The organism is Gelidibacter algens, assembly GCF_001678675.1.
Classification (GTDB): domain Bacteria; phylum Bacteroidota; class Bacteroidia; order Flavobacteriales; family Flavobacteriaceae; genus Gelidibacter; species Gelidibacter algens.
The window spans coordinates 1-20018 of the sequence record NZ_LZRN01000006.1; the positions used below are offsets into that span (position 1 = coordinate 1).

The 20018-nt window shown below is 37.6% G+C and carries 20 protein-coding genes; 10 read left to right on the top strand and 10 right to left on the bottom strand.

The window, feature by feature from the left end; genetic code table 11:
* Positions 1-184 precede the first annotated feature (184 nt).
* On the top strand, positions 185-544 hold the full coding sequence (locus tag A9996_RS03885; RefSeq protein ID WP_146608920.1) for a hypothetical protein: 360 nt from the start codon (positions 185-187) through the stop codon (positions 542-544).
* Between the two features lie 64 nt (positions 545-608).
* On the opposite strand, the gene A9996_RS03890 is transcribed toward A9996_RS03885, so the two are convergent.
* Positions 609-1481 carry an SdiA-regulated domain-containing protein gene (locus A9996_RS03890; RefSeq protein ID WP_066431147.1) on the bottom strand — a complete coding sequence of 291 codons (873 nt, stop codon included), beginning with the start codon at positions 1479-1481 and terminating at the stop codon, positions 609-611.
* Between the two features lie 116 nt (positions 1482-1597).
* Here A9996_RS03890 and A9996_RS03895 point away from each other — a divergent pair, with 116 nt between their 5' ends.
* From A9996_RS03895 to A9996_RS03910, 4 genes are all read left to right on the top strand, one after another.
* Positions 1598-1795, top strand: a complete 198-nt coding sequence (locus tag A9996_RS03895) for a PepSY-like domain-containing protein (RefSeq protein ID WP_066431148.1) — start codon at positions 1598-1600, stop codon at positions 1793-1795.
* A gap of 77 nt (positions 1796-1872) precedes the next feature.
* A complete protein-coding gene (locus A9996_RS03900; RefSeq protein WP_066431149.1) occupies positions 1873-2559 on the top strand; it encodes a DUF2490 domain-containing protein in 687 nt (228 codons plus the stop codon).
* 463 nt (positions 2560-3022) lie between these two features.
* The gene (locus A9996_RS03905) at positions 3023-4249 is read left to right on the top strand and encodes a peptidoglycan-binding domain-containing protein (protein WP_066431152.1); all 1227 of its coding nucleotides are present in this window, start codon (positions 3023-3025) and stop codon (positions 4247-4249) included.
* Positions 4250-4969: 720 nt separating this feature from the next.
* The gene (locus A9996_RS03910; protein WP_066431154.1) at positions 4970-5341 is read left to right on the top strand and encodes a hypothetical protein; all 372 of its coding nucleotides are present in this window, start codon (positions 4970-4972) and stop codon (positions 5339-5341) included.
* A 104-nt stretch (positions 5342-5445) separates the two neighbouring features.
* Here A9996_RS03910 and A9996_RS03915 read toward each other — a convergent pair whose 3' ends face one another.
* Positions 5446-5670, bottom strand: a complete 225-nt coding sequence (locus A9996_RS03915; protein WP_066431156.1) for a CDGSH iron-sulfur domain-containing protein — start codon at positions 5668-5670, stop codon at positions 5446-5448.
* A 529-nt stretch (positions 5671-6199) separates the two neighbouring features.
* On the opposite strand from A9996_RS03915, the gene A9996_RS03920 reads away from it, so the two are divergent.
* Together A9996_RS03920 and A9996_RS03925 are read left to right on the top strand one after the other, a co-directional pair.
* Positions 6200-7213 carry an LLM class flavin-dependent oxidoreductase gene (locus A9996_RS03920; RefSeq protein ID WP_066431159.1) on the top strand — a complete coding sequence of 338 codons (1014 nt, stop codon included), beginning with the start codon at positions 6200-6202 and terminating at the stop codon, positions 7211-7213.
* A gap of 106 nt (positions 7214-7319) precedes the next feature.
* Entirely contained in the window at positions 7320-7829 is a 510-nt protein-coding gene (locus tag A9996_RS03925; RefSeq protein ID WP_317047100.1) for a peroxiredoxin-like family protein, read from the top strand.
* 100 nt (positions 7830-7929) lie between these two features.
* Here A9996_RS03925 and A9996_RS03930 read toward each other — a convergent pair whose 3' ends face one another.
* A complete protein-coding gene (locus A9996_RS03930; RefSeq protein ID WP_066431162.1) occupies positions 7930-8670 on the bottom strand; it encodes an SDR family oxidoreductase in 741 nt (246 codons plus the stop codon).
* Positions 8671-8974: 304 nt separating this feature from the next.
* Between A9996_RS03930 and A9996_RS03935 the strand changes: the two genes are divergently transcribed.
* Positions 8975-9508: a CIA30 family protein gene (locus tag A9996_RS03935; RefSeq protein ID WP_245905262.1), complete on the top strand. Its 534-nt coding sequence runs from the start codon at positions 8975-8977 to the stop codon at positions 9506-9508.
* Positions 9509-9569: 61 nt separating this feature from the next.
* Here A9996_RS03935 and A9996_RS03940 read toward each other — a convergent pair whose 3' ends face one another.
* From A9996_RS03940 to A9996_RS03955, 4 genes are read right to left on the bottom strand one after another with little or no spacing between them, the layout of a single operon-like run.
* Positions 9570-10376 (bottom strand): type 1 glutamine amidotransferase domain-containing protein, encoded by an 807-nt coding sequence (locus tag A9996_RS03940; RefSeq protein WP_211272628.1) that lies wholly within the window; start codon positions 10374-10376, stop codon positions 9570-9572.
* An 8-nt stretch (positions 10377-10384) separates the two neighbouring features.
* Positions 10385-11545 (bottom strand): iron-containing alcohol dehydrogenase, encoded by a 1161-nt coding sequence (locus A9996_RS03945; RefSeq protein WP_066431168.1) that lies wholly within the window; start codon positions 11543-11545, stop codon positions 10385-10387.
* Between the two features lie 28 nt (positions 11546-11573).
* Positions 11574-12572, bottom strand: a complete 999-nt coding sequence (locus A9996_RS03950; RefSeq protein ID WP_066431170.1) for an NADP-dependent oxidoreductase — start codon at positions 12570-12572, stop codon at positions 11574-11576.
* 27 nt (positions 12573-12599) lie between these two features.
* Positions 12600-13184, bottom strand: coding sequence for a TetR/AcrR family transcriptional regulator (locus tag A9996_RS03955; RefSeq protein ID WP_066431493.1), 585 nt, complete (start codon positions 13182-13184; stop codon positions 12600-12602).
* A gap of 340 nt (positions 13185-13524) precedes the next feature.
* On the opposite strand from A9996_RS03955, the gene A9996_RS03960 reads away from it, so the two are divergent.
* A complete protein-coding gene (locus A9996_RS03960) occupies positions 13525-14880 on the top strand; it encodes a DEAD/DEAH box helicase (RefSeq protein ID WP_066431495.1) in 1356 nt (451 codons plus the stop codon).
* Positions 14870-16186 carry a DEAD/DEAH box helicase gene (locus A9996_RS03965; protein ID WP_066431172.1) on the top strand — a complete coding sequence of 439 codons (1317 nt, stop codon included), beginning with the start codon at positions 14870-14872 and terminating at the stop codon, positions 16184-16186. The genes A9996_RS03960 and A9996_RS03965 overlap by 11 nt, the downstream gene beginning before the upstream one ends.
* A gap of 14 nt (positions 16187-16200) precedes the next feature.
* Here the strand turns inward: A9996_RS03965 and A9996_RS03970 are convergent, their stop codons facing one another.
* The 3 genes from A9996_RS03970 to A9996_RS03980 all read right to left on the bottom strand — a co-directional run bounded on the left by A9996_RS03970 (position 16201) and on the right by A9996_RS03980 (position 20014).
* Complete coding sequence (locus tag A9996_RS03970) at positions 16201-16941, bottom strand: acyl-CoA desaturase (RefSeq protein ID WP_066431175.1); 741 nt, start codon at positions 16939-16941, stop codon at positions 16201-16203.
* Positions 16942-17052: 111 nt separating this feature from the next.
* A complete protein-coding gene (locus tag A9996_RS03975) occupies positions 17053-17622 on the bottom strand; it encodes a Crp/Fnr family transcriptional regulator (protein ID WP_066431177.1) in 570 nt (189 codons plus the stop codon).
* A gap of 163 nt (positions 17623-17785) precedes the next feature.
* A complete protein-coding gene (locus A9996_RS03980) occupies positions 17786-20014 on the bottom strand; it encodes a nitric-oxide reductase large subunit (protein ID WP_066431180.1) in 2229 nt (742 codons plus the stop codon).
* Positions 20015-20018 lie beyond the last annotated feature (4 nt).

The following is a 20018-nucleotide window of genomic DNA, read 5'->3' on the forward strand; positions in this document are numbered from 1 at the left end:
AAAAAAAGGGAAGCTGGTATTGTTATTCTTATAATTACGTGTGCTTCGTTTTGATGTCCTAGATACTAATTATAAAAAATTAAATTATACGTTCTCAAAACCTTTAGATTTTTTGAATCGTTAAAAACTAATAAAAGGGTTGACTTTACGACCTGAAAACCTTAAATTAGGGAAAACAGAACTCATGAAAACTATTCTTACAAGTATTTTACTTTTATTTTCAACCACTATTTTTGCGCAAATCCCGGATGCTATGAATAGCTCAAGTTTAAAAACTGAAGCTGATCGCATTACTGATGAATATGATCAACATTTAGGTTTAACGGGAATTCAATATCCCTTATTCAAGAATAAAGTGGCAGATTATTTAAGATTGGCTGAAAAAATTAAAGATGAAAATGAAGGACGTGCAGAATTGGATGCTCTTGTGGAAATGCAAGCTAGAGAATCTCTAGCTATGAATGATATTTTGACGCGACTTCAATACCGCTTGTATAAAAAACTAAAAAGTGAAATTCAGCCTTTAAAAATTGTAAAGAACTAGAGAATACATTTAATTTGACATTTTTCCGTATTCCGGAGTTTTTTAGAATTATTGCCATAAACAATTATGACTTGGTGACTTTAAGCTCCACTAAGTGTATGGACGCAGTTCCATTAACAGCTTCGTTGGAAATGTAAAGATCACCTTCTTCACTAAAAGTCATCCCTTCGGGTTGTGGAAAATTGATTTCGTCCAATTTATAGACGGTTTTTAAGGTTCCGTTAGCATCCAGAATAAGCAACTTCGGATGCTGTCCTTCCACTACATAAATATCATTGGTTATCGGGTGCACGGCAATTTCTGAAGGATTAAACGTCTTGTAGAGTTTTTTGTCTCTATATATTTTTAAGGCTTTTGCATTCATTTCAATTTTATACGCAGGCGTGTTGGTGTCTGCCTTTTTTGATGAAAGCGGAATTGTATATATGCCTTTAAAATCATCTTTGGAATCTCTGTCTTTGGGGATGGTGAGTAACGACGAATCAAGTGCAGAATAGGCCAAGGATTCCATATTATTGGCATCTTGAAAGCCTGTTTTATGTGTACTGACTATCTTGTTGGTAGTGTTCCAATTTTTAATTTCAAATAGCAATCCGTCACTTTGCATCACATACATGTCATCCTTATAAAGAGCAATGCCCTCATAATCACCCTTACCAGCAAACGGAATTTCTTCACTTATCGCTTTATCAGTTAAATCATAAATGAACAGCTTGCCGTCTTCATCTTGTATGCAAGCCAGAGTGTTATTGCCAACCCATACCATTCCACTAATTTCATTAAGTTCTACCGGCAATTCCCACGTTTCAGCAATGGTATAATTGTCCATACCATCAGCGATCTTTGCATTCGCTTTATTAACCCTCGAAAAACCGATGATACCAACGGCAAGCAAAACAGCAACAAATAGGCCGACATATAAATTTGCTCTTTTCATAACATTTAGTTTCTATGTCAAAGATCCATCATAAAACTGAAAACAAATTGGAATTGGTTGCGAATTGATTGATTTTATGGAATTTTTAACGTCTATTAGGAACGTGTAAACTTAACGTGTCAGAAAATGAATTACCTCCTAACATTGCCGCTGCAGTGAAAAACAAATATGCAGATTATAAAATTGATTCTGCAGAAGTTTATGAGCGAGATGGAACTAAAACTTATAAAATAGAAATTGAAAAAGGCTGGTTTAATGAACGCGATTTGACCATCGACGCCTCAGGGAAGATAGTGAATGATATTGAAGATTAATTTTTGATAGTGAGAGTGATTAGTAGGAAGGATTGGAACTAGGTTTCAGTCCTTTTTTTTTAAAATGGATGTTCAATATGGCCACAACCCAACATTATAAACTATGCCTTGTAGTATTGACTACAATTATTTTGAGCAAGTCTCAGGCACAGGCAAATTTTACTGGATATTTTGAACCTGCAGTTGAATTGTCCTACAAGATATCACCAACTTATAGTCATAGTTTCGCTATTGAAAATCGCAATGTCATTTACAGAAATAATGAGACGGAATATAATGTAAGGCAAATTGACATCTCCCATCTTTCTGAATATCAGTGGGACGCAAAATATGCTTTGGGACTAGGATTGCAATACCGTTGGGAAAATGCTTTTCAGACTGATGAAGAAAATGAGTTGAGACTGCAGCAACAAGTTGTGTACACGTCTGAAGCATCAAGTTTCAAGGCCTCTCACCGTTTTAGGACAGAGCAGCGGCTGTACGCATCTGTCACCAAACACAGACTTAGATACCGGTTGGGTTATACCATTCCACTGGCTCGCGAAAACTCTTTGCGACCTTATATGAAAGTGGGAACTGAAACTCTTTTGGAAGTTGCGTCAACCCAAAAGCCAGAATTGGAGCAGCGTTTTGGTGTTGGATTTGGATGGCTGTTAACTCCTAAGACAACATTTAAATTGGGAGTTGAATATCAATTGGCAGATTATCTTCAAGATTTAAACCATGAATTTTTTATGCTGGCAGAATTTGGGATTCAGCTTTAAAAATGACTGATAGGAAAATCTAATAATATCTCAAAACACGACGCTACAGTCCTCATCGTTGATTGTCATGTCAATTTGTTAAAGGTAAATACTAATCAAATCTCAGATAGAAATAAGGATTATACTCTGTTGGTATACAGTATTTTTTAAGTTTCGTGTATGGCACTTATGCTTCATCAGTTATTGCTGTATTCCTTTTCCTTTACTTCAAGAAAATGAATTAAAAATAAAAATATCTATTTTTGGCTGTCTTTTTCTTATTTTTAAAAGATTTTTAAAATTGATGTGTTCTTATAAGTAATTCATTACATGTAATTTAGGTGTAAACTTTCGTCTTAATGATTACAAAGTATAACTAAGTCAACTCAGCTTTAATATTATTAATAGCATTCCCCAATGATCTACTGAAAAGGTGTTTCCTATTCGTACAATTGGCATGTATTAATCTTAAAAAAAGCATATTATGAGCGCATTATTTCTTGGTAGCTGCGATGCAGGTAAACTTCCCGCAGACCGCAAAAAATTTCTGTCCCCTTATCACAAAGATGGTTTATTGGTTGGCACCGTTTCCTTTAGGGACGATGACCGAACAACTTGGCGTTCCTTTAGAGAGGAAAATGGATCTGACGTAGCAAAACTTCAGGAATTTCTTTCCGAGGCAGGATTTATGCCCAGAGGAGTTGTAGACGGTATTTTTGATTATGTCACGCAAGCTGCGGCAAGATTGTTTCAGGAATATGTTCGTACTCTTGATCCTGAGGGTGATAAAACCATGGTGCCTGATGGCATTGTGGGCAACGGTACCATGCAGCACGTCCAGCGTTGGAAAGATCAAGGAAAAGTTGCCGATTGGGGTAAAGCATCCGCATCAAATCCATCAGAAGAATATTCCAAATGGATCAAATTGCTCAATGAGGCCAAAGCCCATTACAAGGCAAACCCTGGCCCAATCATGAAGCATGTCAATACGCTCAATAAAACCTATTCTACACTAAAGGTCAATGATTGGGATTTTAGTACTAGTGAGATCCATCTTATTGGTGTCCGAAGAAAACAAGATGAAAGTATTCACGATCGTAAAAATGATGATTTGTTTGTCTTGCTCATCAATGGTATGGTCTTTAAATTTTGGGGTTCGACAGACCCAAGTTCCCGAATGGCGGGTCGAAAAGATGAAGCTTTTTTGGTAGAAGGGCAGCACAAATACCGCTTTGGATGGCATAAAATCTCTGAAGAACAAAAAATTTACCGAGCGCTCAAACCTTTTGACCCTGCCGGAGTTTTGGTACTGCGCGATTGGGATAATGATAATGCGCTAACAGCAAAGGATTTAGAGAAAGGCGGTGTACACCCAAACAATAGCATCAATATTCATTGGTCTGGTATTGGGAATTCCAATTATTCCGCAGGATGTCAGGTAATTGCAGGTAAGAATTACATTAACCATAAAGATCAATTGGTGGACTGCTCAGGGTTTGCATCTTCAAGTTATGGTAGTCTCAATGCCTCTGCAAAAATGACAAAAGGGGCCTACAATGTGCTGGCAGATTTAGTGGTTTGCTATTCCAAGCCCAATGTCAATCATATTTACTACACTCTTGGTAGGGAAGAATCTTTAAATATCGACTCAAACATCGGCGCAAATTATGCTCTTGACGCCATGAAAAAGATGAATCCAAGTGGTTTATAGAAGAGGATAAACATACACCAAATGATATTTTGATGTTGCTAATGCTGTTCTATCGAGAGCCTTCCGCAACAAAAAATTAGCGCTTAAAAGTGAGATTGATTACAATGGAGAAATTGACATTAACAGGATATCTGACATAGCATTTGTTAGTTCATTGTTTCGTTGATAACAAATGACAATAGCAAAACTATTGTATTCCTGCTCAAAGGCCAGATCAATCTATTTCCACTGATTGTCGAATAACATGTTAATCCCAAAATATCGGACAGTTGGTTTCAATCAAGCTCTAAATAGTAATGGTTATTAGTGCTGATTGGACTTGTAAAAATGTCACTGCCTCTTAGATAATTTCGACTTAAAAATGATATTATTCTAGATTCTCGGAATCATTTTTCTTCTTACCACTCATCATGAAGTTAATAAGGATGCCTATTAATGCGACACAAACTAATGCGAAAATGACGATCATGAAGACACCGTTGTTCCAGTTGGCATCTAAAAGTAAAGGTTGATACATGTTTATTATGTTTTAATTGTTTCCGGTAAAAATATACCAAATGGCTTTTAATAAACATGATTTTTGTCAGTCATTGGCAGCTTTTGTTTGAAACCGCCTATTTTGCCAAAAAATCTTTGATTTTAGCTTTGAAAATTAAAATGAAATCACATTTTAAGATGTGGAAATTGCATAGTTTTGCAACGTCTTAATACACAGTTAAAATGAAACCATATATTGTATTGATCCTTATGTTATGTTCCATAAGATCAGTAGCACAAATTGATTATAAGAGGCAGTTGGACAGTCTTACTACAGTCCACAAAATCTGCACTATAGAAAGCTCGATCAGGAATCATCGCGTGAAGTTAGATCAACTGAAAAAAGAAAACAAAAACCTCAACACGCAGTTGGTAGAGATCCAAAGTTTTCAACTTGGCCGCACAGATGCTGAAAAAGAGGAGCAGTTATTAGAGATTAATGTTTTGATAGAAGCTAATGCCACTGCGCTTACCAACGCAAAAGTGCAACTAACCACGCTCATTAATGATTTGTTGATAGCCAATGAAGTTGTCAAAGATTTACAGAATAGATAAACAATTTTAACTATAATGGGAATGTTGTTTTTTAACAACACCGATTGAACACAGTGATAATGATCAAAAGGGCAGCAAAGCAGCACTCCCATTGTTCTTCAATATTAAGCCTTCTTTGGAGGTAGTGCAAAGGCTACCGCATCGTGCTCAAAATGGTTGCGGTGAGAGCCATCGCAAAAAGGCTTATTGGCTGACAATCCGCATCTGCATAGAGATACCACATCACGTCCACCAAGGTCATAAACATTTCCGTCCTTATCTACAATTTCAAAATTTCCTTCCACTCTTAGTGAGCCGTTGTTGTTTACTTTTAGGGTTGTTTTACTCATAGCAATTTTTATTTAAATAGTGATTCTTGAGGTTGTTGATTTGAGTGATGGTCTTCAGGAATTAGAAGATTGATTATCAAGTTTCTAAAAAAGGAGACGCTAGATAGTCAATGATCTAAAAATGCAATACGTTCACTTTGCCGCTAATTTAGGTTAAGTTTTTGAATAACCCATTCACTAGTTGCTAGATGTTCACAACGCAATACCCACCATAAACAAAACCTTGGGAAATCTTTATTTTTTAATTTCTGTAATTTTATAGCAGTTAATTGCGAATAAGAACCCTAAAAAACTATGAATTTGAAACAGGATAAAAAATATTCTTGCCCTCAATAAATTGCTTTTGAAGGGAGTCCCACACAATTCGTATGTAAGCCAAGAGTCCATTCAGTAAAATCCGAGAGTGCTCTTTTGGGTCTCAAAAACTAGGATTAACAAAGCGCTAACAGAAAGACTAAAATTATTGCTGTAATTTAGTGTTTTTGGGCTAAAGTCTAGCCTGTCTTTTTTAACTACAAGTTGATAACACATGAAATCTCCACATACAGCATATTCTATTCTTGATTTAGCCTTAGTTTCTGAAGGCCATAGTCTACAGCAAACCTTTAATAATTCGCTTGATTTGGCACAAAACGCTGAACGTTTCGGTTACACGCGCTATTGGTTGGCGGAGCACCACAATGCCGTGAATATTGCCAGCAGTGCCACCTCCGTACTTATAGGTTATATCGCACAAGGCACAAAAACCCTTCGCATTGGTTCTGGTGGCATTATGTTGCCCAACCATTCGCCATTGATCGTAGCTGAACAATTTGGAACCTTAGGCTCTTTGTATCCAAACCGTATTGATTTAGGTCTGGGGAGAGCACCAGGAACCGATAGAGAAACTGCCCAAGCCATTCGCTCAGATTTTATGCAGGCCGCACATTCGTTTCCAGAAGAATTGGAAGACATACAGCAGTATTTTTCTATGGATAATGTAAAATCTAAAATCAGGGCCACAGTGGCAGAAGGCGTAGAGGTGCCTATTTATATTTTAGGATCCAGTACTGATAGCGCACATTTGGCCGCAAAAAAAGGCTTGCCTTATGCCTTTGCCAGTCATTTTGCCACCAAGCATTTAGAAGAAGCTTTGGAAATCTATAGAAAAGAGTTCAAGCCCTCTGAAGCTCTAAACAAGCCTTATGTCATGGCTGGTATCAATATTATTGTGGCCGAGACCGATGCTGAAGCTGAAAGTTTCGCTACCTCACTTATCCGCATGTTTGTTGGTATTTTCACTGGTAAAAGAGATTATATGCAACCCCCAACCGCCATGACTCAAGAGTTTAGAGAAATCATGCAACATCCGCAAGTACACCAAATGTTGAAATACTCTTTTATTGGTAGTAAAGCGACTGTAAAAACACAGGTCAAGAATTTTTTACAAAACAATCCTGTAGATGAACTTATAGCTGTCACCAATATCTATGATGTAAAAGATCGGATCAGGTCTTATGAATTGTTTGCGGAAATTATGGAAGAATTAAATACTGGACAGTAATGTCATAATAGTTTAGTTTGTAGCTTTTGCGTTAATATTCATTTAGTTAAGAGCAATAGATGTACTAATTATAAACCATCTTAAGTGTCTATAATTAAAACAATAAATGATGATAAAACCAAGAACTAAAACACCAGACTTATCCATTAATTTGGTTAATGATACCCAATGGACTTTAACCGATCAGCATCCTGAAAACTTTATACTACTCGTAGTCTACAGAGGTAAACATTGTCCTATTTGTAAAAAATATTTACAGACCATTCAAAAACATTTGAGTGAGTTTATTGAAAAAGGGGTGAATGTGATCGCTATAAGTTCTGATTCGGAAAAGCTTGCCAAAGCAACTTATGACGAATGGGATGTGGCCGATTTACCAATTGGCTATAACTTTCCAATTGCTGATGCACGAGAATGGGGACTTTATATCTCTAAAGGCATCAAGGAAGAACCTAAAGAATTCATTGAGCCCGCACTTTTTATAATCCGCCCTGACCAAACTCTTTATGCATCTTCAATTCAAACCATGCCATTTGCGAGGCCTGAAATTGAAGCGCTTTTAAAATCCATTGACTTTATCCTTGAAGAAGAGTATCCGGCAAGGGGAGAGGCCTAATTATTAGTTGACAGAAATAAAGAAGCACCTCAAAGTATTAAATTTGAGGTGCTATTTTTTTTTTTTTTCGTCTTGTAGAGAGATCATATGGGTAAGCATATTATTTTTGCTGGCTAGGAACAATGTATATCTCATTAATGTTGACGCGTTTTGGTTGCGATAATGAATAATAGATAGCATTGGCGATGTCTTCAGCCTCAAGCGGAGTCATTTCTTTCATCTCAGACATTTTATCTTTAATATCTTCATCTGTAATGGTGTCTGTAAGATTCGTGGCCACAGCGCCTGGTTCAATAGAGGTCACATTTATGCCATATTTGGGCGCCAATTCTTGACGTAAACCTTCTGAAAACATTTTAACCGCCGACTTGGTGGCACAATACACCGCACCTCCAGGAAAATAACGGTTTGCAGCCATAGACGAAATGTTGATGATATCGCCGCCTTTATTTTCAATTAACTGAGGTAATACAGCAGAAACACCATTAAGGACACCTTTAATATTGACATCCACCATTTTGTCCCACTCATCAGTTTTTAATTTTTCAACAAAAGATAAGGGCATCAGACCCGCATTGTTAATCAACCCATCTACTTTGCCGTAGGTTGCCACAGCTTTGGAAACTGCCTGTTTAAAATCGTCAGCTTTGGTCACGTCGCCAACAACTACGAGTGCTTTGCCGCCATTATTGGTTATACTGTCCTTTAAGGACTTCAGTTTGTCTTCACTTCGTGCCATGAGTATGACGCTAGCGCCGTGTTTAGACAATTTTTTTGCAGTCGCTTCACCAATACCACTGGATGCACCAGTAATAATGATTACTCGGTTTTCTAATGTCATAGTTTTATATTTTTAAGATTAGTATTTTCTAAAGATAGTTCGCCTGTGTGTAAATAATTTGCTCATTAGTAGTAGATATTGATGCAAATAATACAAATTCAACATTTTAAATTGTGATGATCAGAAATAATTATCGTAAAATAATGATGGAAACTGACAGATTGTAGATGGTTACGTGCTATTTCTATCCTTTAGTTTTGATAAAATTCATTATATTTAATGTTGAAGTATTCTTTGAAACTATTTGGGTTATGATCTCAAATTTCTTTGAATCTAAATTATAATCAACCTTTCAAAATAACCGATGAAACTTTTAACTCTATTAATTTTGATGACCATGATTCCACAGGACAATTCAGTCATTTTTGACTTTCAAAGACAGAAAGGTGCCGCCACTTGGTATGTCGTTAATGATGGTGTTATGGGCGGACTCTCTCAAGGAAAAATGTCCATCAATGATGCCGGCAATGGTGTTTTTAAAGGTTATGTAACTACCGAAAACAACGGCGGTTTTTCGTCGGTGAGACATTCGTTTTCTAAAAAGGACGTCTCGAATTTTAAGGTGGTTAAATTGCGAATAAAAGGTGATGGGAAACCGTATCAATTTCGCATCAAAGCCAATGAAGCTCAACAATATTCATTTATCCAAGAATTTAAAACTTCAGGAGAATGGGAAACGATTGTCATTCCATTTGATTCCTTTTATCCGAGTTTTAGAGGGAATAAACTTAATCGGCCCAATTATGATGGAAAATTTATGGAAGAAGTCACTTTTCTTATAGGTAATAAAAAGAAGGAAGCGTTTGCGTTGGAGATTGAGCGCATTTGGCTGGAGTGATAATAAGAAAAAAGGTTGCCTTTTAAAGACAACCTTTTTTGATAAAAATAATATGTTCTAATTATTTAAGACTTTCAAATAATTTTTGGGCAACCAACTCAGATGATGCTGGATTCTGTCCGGTAATTAGATTTCCATCTTGAATGGCATAAGGCGCCCAGTCCTCTTTTTTGGAGTAAATGCCGCCATGTTCAGTCAACATATCTTCCACTAAAAAAGGAACAACATCTGTCAATTGAACAGCTGCTTCTTCAGTATTTGTAAAACCGGTCACTTTTTTTCCTTTAACTAATGGGTTTCCGTTGCCGTCTTTAACATCTTTTAAAGCTGCGGGAGCGTGACATACAAAAGCAATCGGTTTCTTTTGACTGTTAAATTTTTCAATCAAAGTAATGGAGGTAGTGTCATTTGCTAAATCCCATAACGGACCATGGCCGCCTGGATAAAATACCGCGTCAAAATCATCTGGATTCATATCAGATAACTTGTTTGTGTTCGCAATCCTTGCTTTTGCTTCTTCATCCTTGTCAAATCGCTTTGTTGCTTCTGTCGCAGCATCTGGTGTATCACTAGTAGGATCTACTGGCGCAGCACCACCTTTTGGAGTTGCAATGGTAATGGTTGCGCCTTTATCTAACAACGTGTAATATGGGTTCGCAAACTCTTCAACCCAAAATCCTGTTTTTTTTCCTGTATCTCCTAATTTATCATGAGATGTCAATACAAATAATATGTTCATGTTGTTTTCTTTTTTAATTATTATGTGTTCTCCTGAAACGTTTTCAGAAGCTGTTTTGTTTTTTGTGTCTTTACAACTTGCTACGGTGATAATAGTAAGCACTATAGCTAATGATTGTGCTATTGTCATACGTTAGATTAATACGCCATTTTCACAATCTTTTCTACCTTATCTGGTGATAACGATTGGTGCTCGCCCAATCCCATCCAACCACGATCTGTGAAACGCTGTGAGATTTTTTCTGCCGTTCCTTCGTAATCCTTAGTATAATCAGATAGTTTAGTGTCGATACCCAATTCATGGAAAAAGGCTGTGGTTCTTTCAATAGCCGCATAGGCTTTATCGTCTATACTTCCATCTGTGATATTCCAAACGCGCTCAGCATATTGCGCCAATTTTTCTTTTTTAGCTTCAAAATTAAACTTGTAATGGCTTGGCGCGATAACCGCTAAAGTTCTGGCGTGATCAATTCCAAATAAAGCAGTCAATTCATGTCCCATGGCATGCACCGCCCAATCTGTAGGAACACCTTTTTGGATCAATCCGTTTAAGGCCATAGTACAACTCCACATAAAATTGGAAGCGGCTTTATAATCAGCCGGATCTTTTAATACTTTTGGAGCAACTTCAATGAGCGTTTGCAAAATACTTTCAGCAAATCGATCTTGTAATAAGGCGCCAATAGGATAGGTCATATATTGCTCTAACACATGGGTAAAAGCATCTGTCAAGCCATTTGCCAACTGACGTTCTGGAATAGACACAATTACTTGAGGATCCAATATGGAGAATTCAGGGAATAGACCTGGGCCTCCCATAGCTAACTTTTCCTTGGTTTCTTTTCTTGTGATGACAGCACCCGAATTCATTTCAGAACCTGTGGCTGGCAAGGTCAATACGGTACCAAAAGGCATACCTTTTTCTGTTCTGATATTTTTGCTTAAAATATCCCACGGGGTATCACCTTCATATAATGCAGCAGCAGATAAGAATTTGGTGCCATCAATTACAGAACCACCGCCAACAGCCAATAAATACGTAATGTTTTCATCTTTAATGATTTTTAAGGCGTCCATTAACACAGCGTATTCTGGATTTGCAGGAATTCCTCCAAACTCAATAACTTCTACTTTGGCCAAGGCTGATTTTACCTGATCATAAATCTCATTCTTTTTAATGCTTCCGCCACCATAGAGGAGCAATACTTTGGCATCTTTAGGAATTTCGTCTGTTAATTTGTTTATAGTGTCCTTCCCAAAAATAATTTTGGTTGGATTTTTAAATTCAAAGTTATTCATCTTCTATTTTATTTTTTTTGATTAAAATTTAAATTTTGACAATCATTTTCCCTTTGTTTTTACCATCAAATAAGCCGATAAAAGCGTTCGGGATCTTATCAAAACCATTGACTACAGTTTCTGAGTAGGTGAGCTTGTCTTCTGCTAACCATTCTGACAGCTTTGTCATGGCTTCAGGGAACTTTTCAGCATAATTGGAGACAATAAAGCCTTGCATTAAAGCACTGTTTTTAATTAGAAAAGGCTGTACACTGACGCTTTTTGGAATTTCTGTATTGTTATAAACGGAGATGGCGCCACAAATTACCATTCTCGCAAATTTGTTGATATTAAATAACACTGCATCAGATATTGGTCCACCCACATTGTCAAAATAGACATCAACACCGTTTGGTGCCAACTTGGCAAGGTCTGCTTTGATATCTTTGCTGGTGTTGTAGTTGATGCCAGCATCAAATCCAAACTTTGTCTTTAACAGGTCTATCTTTTCATCGGTACCAGCAATGCCGATAACCGTGAGTCCGAGAATTTTTCCAATCTGGCCTACAACACTTCCAACGGCACCAGCAGCTCCAGAAACGACAAGGGTTTCTCCAGCAACAGGTTTTCCTATTTGGGTAAGGCCTAAATACGCCGTTAAACCGGTCATTCCTAAGATTCCTAAATAGGCACTCAATGGCGCTTTGGAGGCATCAATTTTTAAAAGGTCTTTGCCATTAGAGACTTGTTGAGTTTTCCAATCCAACATTCCGGAAACAAAATCACCTTCTTTAAAGTTGTCATTTTTAGAAGTGATTACTTTGGCGATCACACCAGAATGTATGGGTTTGTTGAGTTCAAAAGGAGGAACGTAAGATTTGGCATCGCTCATCCGTCCTCTTAAATAAGGATCTACAGATACATAAGTTGTCTCCAGCAATAGTTCGCCTTGATTAATTGATATCTTGGAATCGTCGGTTACAAATTCAAAATCTGAAAGTGCAGGTTTTCCTTTTGGTCTATTTTTTAATAAAATTGATTGTGTCATAATTTATGTTTTTTATGGTATCTATTGTTATTTGCTAGTTTTTATGCTGCTCCAAGCCGATTGATAGGCTTCTTCCAAATGCGTTTCGTCCAATTTAAAATCACCGCGGTTCTGGGAGATCATTAAAAATGACAACGGTGTTATGGTGTAGGCATACAGCAAATAATCTGAAATGGGTTTGATAATGCCTTCTGTTTTACCACGTTCCCAAAGGTCGAGTAGCGGTTGTAAATGCTTGATACCTTCCTGTCTGATTGGTGCATCAATCATGGGTGCATTATCACACTGTGCTAAAAACATAGCGTTTTCACATTCTTTAAGCTTAAACGCAGCAATACGTTTCCAAATGGTTTCGAAACCTTCTTCCACAGACATGGTCTCATCAAAAGTTGCAAAGGCATATTTTGTGTAGTCTGCTTTTACTTCAATATAAGTTTTGTTGACCAAATCTTGCTTATTTTCAAAATATAAATAAATAGTGGCGGGAGAAACCTCAGCCATTTTTGCAATCTTGCTCATAGGCGTGGCATGAAAGCCATTGTTGATAACCAACCCGATGGTGGCCTTTATTAAGGCGTTTCGTTTATCTATGCTTTTCTGAAGTTTCGCCATGTTTGATTTTTTCTGATACAAATATATATAAAAATGAACGTTCATTCTTTTTTTTAACAAGACTTTATAACTGCTCGTGTTAAAGAAGGCCAAGGTATACTCGCTAATGTGTAAATCCCAAATTTTATCGTTGTAAAAGTTAAAAGCAGTACCATAGATATGCTCAAATATGAAGGCAGCCGAAACCCATTGGGTAACTATAGAAGCGCCTTTCATTAATGGAACTCGTAACATGGCTATTGCTTTGCAACAATCACTTGTTGTTATTCACTTCACATTTATGGAACAAAGGGTGTTATTACCCGCTAAAGTGTGTTTATATTTGCACAAAATAGAGTTTATGTCACAACAGTTTTCAGATTTAGGAATTAATGAGCCATTACAAAGTAGTTTAGCCGATTTACAAATTTCCTCTCCAACAGCTATTCAGGAAAAGACCATTCCCGTTGTTCTGAATCAAAAAGAAGATGTTGTGGTGTTGGCAAAAACAGGAACAGGAAAAACTGCGGCGTTCGGTTTGCCTTTGCTGCAATTAATTGATGTGACAAATACCACTGTACAAGTCTTGATTTTGGCACCTACACGTGAATTAGGTCAACAGATTTACAATAATTTAGTGTCATTTTCTACAAACAGTCCCGATATTTCTATCGCTTCACTAACGGGTGGTAGCCCCATTAAACCTCAAATAGAACGTTTAAAAACCACAACCCATATCGTGGTTGCCACGCCAGGGCGTTTGGTAGATTTGATGAAACGTGGCGCTATTGAAATTAAAAGCGTTCACTATTTAGTATTGGATGAAGCAGATGAAATGATAAGCGCTTTAAAAGAAGAGGTTGATATCATATTAAAGGACATTCCAAAATCAAGACGGACATTTCTTTTTACGGCGACCATGCCTGGAGCAATCAAACAGTTGGTTCAGAATTATATGTCCAAGCATGTGGTGCAGATTGAAGCAGATATGGCGACGGTTGGGCATCAAGGTATCGACCATCAGTATGTGGTGGTAGAACCTATTGAAAAATTGGAGGTATTGCTTCATTTTTTAAATTCGAAAGAAGGCGAACGCGGTATTATATTTTGTAAGACTAAGGCTGCCGTTAATAAATTGGCAAAAAACTTGGCCATCAATAAATTTTCTTCTGGTGCCCTGCATGGGAGTTTGACCCAAGGGATTCGCGATCGGATCATGGGGCAATTTAGAGAAGGCTATATTGATATTTTAGTAGCTACAGATTTGGCAGCACGTGGCATTGACGTTAAAGAAGTATCTTACGTGGTCAATTATCATTTGCCAGACACCTATGAGGCGTATGTACATAGAAGCGGCCGAACGGCTAGGGCAGGTGCAAACGGATTATCATTGACCATATTACAAAAAGAAGAAGTTGAAGATATTGCCGATTTTGAAAATGAATTGGGTATTGTTTTTAATGTATTTAAAAAAGCAGACGCACAAAGCATTGAAGAAAATAATGGCCTTTTGTGGGCTAAAAAGATCTTTAAGACCAAACCAAATCGTGAGGTTTCAGAAGATTTTAAATCGAAGATAAAAACTATTTTTCACCACTTGACAAAGGAAGAGCTGGTAGACAAAATACTAGCCAATTATTTGGCACAATCCACTTCTGAAATTCCAAAACCAGAAGTTCAAAAAAAAATAAAAAGAACCAATAACTATGGCCAATAGCATAAAAGATCAACAGGATATTTTAGATAAATTAAATATCAAAACCTTGCACCCCATGCAAAAGGAAGCCATTGCTGTAATTGCTTCAACTACCAATACCATATTATTATCACCAACAGGTACCGGTAAAACATTAGCATTTTTGTTACCATTATTGGACGTTTTAGACCCAACAAATCTAGATGTACAAGTACTTATTATCGTACCCTCACGTGAGCTTGCCATTCAAATAGAGCAGGTGGCCAGAGAAATGGGTTCTGGGTTTAAGGTGAATGCGGTTTATGGCGGCAGACCGATGTCTAAGGACAAAATCGAGATCAAGCATGTGCCTGCCATATTAATCGGAACGCCTGGCCGAATTTTAGACCATTTTGAAGCAGATCGTTTTTCTAAGACTAGCATTAAAACACTTATTTTGGATGAGTTCGATAAATCACTTGAAGATGGTTTTGAAGAGGAAATGAAAGCCATTATAGGGCAATTGCCTAGCATTAATAAACGGATTCTAACTTCCGCCACGCAACTTGAAAAAATTCCGGGGTTTGTGAGACTTAACAAACCTACAACGGTTGATTATTTGACCGTAAAAAGAAAATCGACTTTGGCCATTAAAACGGTGGTGTCCCAAAAGCCAAACAAACTGCCTGCTTTGTTGGAATTGCTACAGCACATTGGCAATCATCAAGGCATCGTGTTTTGTAATTTAAGAGAGAGCATTGACAGGGTAAGTCATTTTCTAACACGAAACAAGATCAATCATTCCTGCTTTTCTGGGGGGATGGAACAACAAGACCGAGAACGGTCGCTTATTACCTTTAGAAACGGGACAAGTCAAATACTCTTAGCTACTGATTTGGCTTCTAGAGGGCTTGATATTCCTGAACTCAACTTCATCATCCATTATGAGTTGCCCAAGCATAAAGAAGAATTCATTCACAGAAATGGGAGAACGGCCAGAGTCAATGCTAAAGGTACAGCGTACGTTCTGAAAGGAAGCGATGAGCAGTTGCCAGACTTCATAAAAGCATCCAAAGATATTAACATCTCCAAAAAAGCACCCGTTACGGAATCTTTTTGGGAAACCCTTTTTGTCTCTGGCGGACGTAAAGACAAGATTTCAAAAGGTGATATCGTTGGACTTTTTATGAAACAAGGTGGACTTACTCAAGAGCAACTGGGCAACATTGAATTAAAACAAGACTGTGCTTTTGTTGCGGTCCCACTTGCAGAGTCTCAACGCCTTGTAAAGATCTTAAACAACACGCGTTTAAAGAAGAAAAAAGTACGGATAAAGATTTTGGAGTAGAGACCTTAAACGTCCTATTTCCTAACCTTAATCGGTTTCAACTGAATCACGCCAACGGCATCCAAAACTCTTATAATAAGATAGGTCATGTCAATCTCATACCATTTGATGCCAAAATTTGCTCTACTGGCATATTTATGGTGGTTGTTGTGATAGCCTTCGCCCATCATTAGAAAGTCAAAACGGAATAAATTTTTGCTTGTATTTTTCATCTGATAGTTGACATAGCCATAAATGTGGCCAAACCAGTTGATGATCACCCCATGAATAGGCGCCATTAAGAAAGTCATCGGCAATAATAACCACTGCCACCATGCTGTGGCGAAGTACACAAAGAATAAGATATAAAGCCCAATCCAGAGCAATCGAGAAAAGCGTGAGCCTGCAAATTTATCAAACGTTGCCCATTGTGGTACATTTTTGGTAAAACGCTGGTCAACATCAATACGCTGTAGGTTAATATCCTGATAAATGGTTTTTGTTTTCCACATCATGGCAAACATATTTGGATCATGGGATGGGGAGTGAGGATCTTTTTCAGTATCGGTATATGCATGGTGCATGCGGTGCATAATTCCATAACCATAAGCACTTAAATAGCTTGAGCCTTGAAAAATCCAAGTCAATACAAAGGTAATGCGCTCCATGGTTTTAGACATCGTAAACACTTGATGTGCAGCATAGCGATGTAAAAAGAAAGACTGAAAAAACAAACCTCCATACCAAAGAACGAGAACAAAAATAACGATTATCATAACTTTTTTTTACAAAGATAGATGCATGCATTGTGCCAAACAATGAATCTAAATCAATAAAAAACGGAAACGGCCCCAGATACTGTTAAAACTTTCTAAATAAAGGATGGATTAAATGCGTTTCCTGATGCGGCTCAACGCTTGGGCTGTAATGCCAATATAAGAACTGATGTATTTTAGGGGAATGATTTTCAAAAGTTCTGGACGTTCCTTAAAGAGTTTCACATAGCGTTCTTCTGCTGTAAGGTTAAGCAAGTTTTGCTCGCGGCTGGATTTTATTAAAAAGAGCCGTTCTGCAGTCAATCTCCCAATAAGATTTCCCATCTGTGTTGTTTTATACACTGCTTGCAAATCATCATAAGTGATACTCAAAATAGTTGTTTCTGTAAGCGCCTGCAATTGATAGGCTGATGGTGTTTGGGTTAAAAACGAATCATAGGCACTGACAAACTGATCCTCAAAACTAAAGCCAAAAGTGATTTCCTTGTCTGGATTTTCCTTGGGAATGAATAAGCGCACCACACCAGATTCAATAAAAGAAATGTGTTTTTCTATGTCGTTGACTTTCAAAAAAATCCTCTTCTTGGGTATGACACGGCGCTGTAACTTAGACATAAAAAAATCCCAATCTTCATGAGATATGGTCGCAATTTGGTCGAGATAGGCCTTAATTTGTTTCACGTGGTATTGTAGTAGTTATTTGTGTTGTAAAGATAAGGATTTGAGTTTGGTTTTGAAATTCTGATGACGCGTCTTAGGTCTTTATTGTTTTGATTAGGAAATAAGACAAAAAAAGAGGTCGGCATTTACATACCGACCTCCAGAATAGATTCAAAAAATTAAGTTAATTTTCTACCTTTTTTCTTTTGAAATTATAGATGGTTTCGTCTATAGTAAACCAACAGAAATAGAAGATTCCCACAGAAAAGATGACATCACCAATCATTCGCAACCATTTTAAGGTCTGAACCACTGGAGAATATAATAAGTCTGCGTCTCTAGCAAATGAATATCCTTTTGTAATTGAAGTATATGCTTGAATGATGCCAATGGGCAACAAGCTAAAAAGCACCATGGCGGTAAGACCAATATTCAATAACCAAAATGCACGTTTAAGCTTGGTGTTTTGCCATACACGGTCAGAATAAAAACGCAGGCAGATAATAATAAAGCCCATTCCCAACATTCCGTATACACCAAATAAGGCGGTATGCGCGTGAACTGCCGTCGTGTTTAACCCTTGAATATAATACAATGCAATTGGCGGATTGATTAAGAACCCGAACACGCCAGCCCCGATAAAGTTCCAAAAAGCCACGGCAATAAAGAAAAATATCGGCCATTTGTATTTCTGAATCCAGTCTTTACTTTTTAATAAATTCCAGTTTTCTCTAATTTCGAAACCCATTAAGGTTAAAGGCACAACTTCTAAGGCGCTAAATGTAGCTCCTAAAGCGATGGCTTGAACGGGAGTTCCAGAATAGTATAAATGATGTAACGTTCCGATGATTCCTCCAGCCAAAAATATGGCAGCAGAAGCTACAGATACGCGACCTGCAGTTTTAGGAGAGATGACCTTCATTCTAGAAAAAATAAAGGCAATCACCACGGTTGCAAAAACTTCAAAGAAGCCTTCAACCCATAAGTGAACCAGCCACCATCTCCAGTAATTAATCACCGGCAAGCTACTGTTTTCGCCATACATCAAGCCTGAGAAAAAGAACATCCCAATAGCCACTACAGAAATTAGCAGAATGATGATAAGATCCTTTGATTCGTCTTTTTGTCTAATTGCAAACAGTAAATGTCTTCCCACCATAATGACCCACAAGACAAGACCAATGGCCAAGAAATATTGCCAGAAACGTCCCAAATCCATATATTCATAACCTTGGTGCCCAAAGAAAAAATTGGTGGTCAAATCCAAAAACTGATGCACACCAAGCCACTCACCAAGCATGGAGCCCAAGACAATAATTAGCAAGGCAAAAAACAAGAAATTAATGCCAAAAACTTGGTATTTCATTTCTTTGCCGGAAATCATCGGTGCCAAGAACAGACCCGTTGCCAGCCACGTAGCGGCAATCCAAAAGATGGCCAGTTGCGTATGCCAGGTTCGGGTAATGGAATAGGGTAGAAAACTTGAGAGATCGTACCCAAAAAATGCCTGACCTTCCACCGTATAATGTACCGTGATCGCCCCTAAGATAACCTGTAGGGCAATCAATAGCGAAATCACAATAAAGTATTTTAATACAGCTCTTTGAGAGCCCACCAATTGAAGATTAGAAAGTGGATCTACATTTGGTTTTTCTAAAATTTCTCCTTTTTCGTGATTCCTTAAATAATAATAAGTGAGAATTCCAATAAAAAGTAATAACAGTACAATCGACAAACCTGACCATATGATAGAGTCGTCGGTAATTAAGTTGTCAATCAAAGGTTCATGCGGCCAATTAGAGGTGTATGTATAATCCTTTTCTGGACGATTGGTACTTGCTGCCCAGGACGTCCAAAATAAAAACGCATTCAGCTGCCCTAATTTCACGGTGTCCGTCAAAGCACCTTTTGGGATGGCGTACTGCTCATAACCATCAGAAAAAATAGAACTGTAATGTTTGATGTTCTCTGAAATAGCATCCCATCGGACTTGAGAAATCGTGATGGTTTTAGTATCCGGATTAAAAGTGTTGGTTTTAACGTCTTTGATCAAACGTGCCTTAATAGCAGCTTTTTTTTCGACATCTAGGTCATCATAAGCGGTATCAAAATCAGCTTGTGCCCAATGTTCCAGCATGTATACCGCTTCTTTGTGTATCCAATCGGCCGTCCAGTCGGGAGCAACATAACTGCCATGACCCCAAATGGAGCCTACTTCCATACCGCCAATAGACTCCCAAACATTTTGTCCTATTTGGATGTCTTCTTTGGTGTAGGCCACCGCATTTGTTTCTTTAATAATAACTAGTTCTGGGATAGGTGGTTGGGTCTGATAAACTTCGGTGCCAACCCATATAAGTACTACAAAGGATAGTACAATAACGCTTATAAAAGCGATCCAAATTTTTCTCATGTTT

Excerpts from the sequence above, each read along its gene's own strand:
- A9996_RS03885 (WP_146608920.1), top strand. The coding sequence starts at position 185 with ATGAAAACTATTCTTACAAGTATTTTACTTTTATTTTCAACCACTATT.
- A9996_RS03890 (WP_066431147.1), bottom strand. The coding sequence starts at position 1,481 with ATGAAAAGAGCAAATTTATATGTCGGCCTATTTGTTGCTGTTTTGCTT.
- A9996_RS03900 (WP_066431149.1), top strand. The coding sequence starts at position 1,873 with ATGGCCACAACCCAACATTATAAACTATGCCTTGTAGTATTGACTACA.
- A9996_RS03905 (WP_066431152.1), top strand. The coding sequence starts at position 3,023 with ATGAGCGCATTATTTCTTGGTAGCTGCGATGCAGGTAAACTTCCCGCA.
- A9996_RS03910 (WP_066431154.1), top strand. The coding sequence starts at position 4,970 with ATGAAACCATATATTGTATTGATCCTTATGTTATGTTCCATAAGATCA.
- A9996_RS03915 (WP_066431156.1), bottom strand. The coding sequence starts at position 5,670 with ATGAGTAAAACAACCCTAAAAGTAAACAACAACGGCTCACTAAGAGTG.
- A9996_RS03920 (WP_066431159.1), top strand. The coding sequence starts at position 6,200 with ATGAAATCTCCACATACAGCATATTCTATTCTTGATTTAGCCTTAGTT.
- A9996_RS03925 (WP_317047100.1), top strand. The coding sequence starts at position 7,320 with ATGATGATAAAACCAAGAACTAAAACACCAGACTTATCCATTAATTTG.
- A9996_RS03930 (WP_066431162.1), bottom strand. The coding sequence starts at position 8,670 with ATGACATTAGAAAACCGAGTAATCATTATTACTGGTGCATCCAGTGGT.
- A9996_RS03935 (WP_245905262.1), top strand. The coding sequence starts at position 8,975 with ATGAAACTTTTAACTCTATTAATTTTGATGACCATGATTCCACAGGAC.
- A9996_RS03940 (WP_211272628.1), bottom strand. The coding sequence starts at position 10,376 with ATGACAATAGCACAATCATTAGCTATAGTGCTTACTATTATCACCGTA.
- A9996_RS03945 (WP_066431168.1), bottom strand. The coding sequence starts at position 11,545 with ATGAATAACTTTGAATTTAAAAATCCAACCAAAATTATTTTTGGGAAG.
- A9996_RS03950 (WP_066431170.1), bottom strand. The coding sequence starts at position 12,572 with ATGACACAATCAATTTTATTAAAAAATAGACCAAAAGGAAAACCTGCA.
- A9996_RS03955 (WP_066431493.1), bottom strand. The coding sequence starts at position 13,184 with ATGGCGAAACTTCAGAAAAGCATAGATAAACGAAACGCCTTAATAAAG.
- A9996_RS03960 (WP_066431495.1), top strand. The coding sequence starts at position 13,525 with ATGTCACAACAGTTTTCAGATTTAGGAATTAATGAGCCATTACAAAGT.
- A9996_RS03965 (WP_066431172.1), top strand. The coding sequence starts at position 14,870 with ATGGCCAATAGCATAAAAGATCAACAGGATATTTTAGATAAATTAAAT.
- A9996_RS03970 (WP_066431175.1), bottom strand. The coding sequence starts at position 16,941 with ATGATAATCGTTATTTTTGTTCTCGTTCTTTGGTATGGAGGTTTGTTT.
- A9996_RS03980 (WP_066431180.1), bottom strand. The coding sequence starts at position 20,014 with ATGAGAAAAATTTGGATCGCTTTTATAAGCGTTATTGTACTATCCTTT.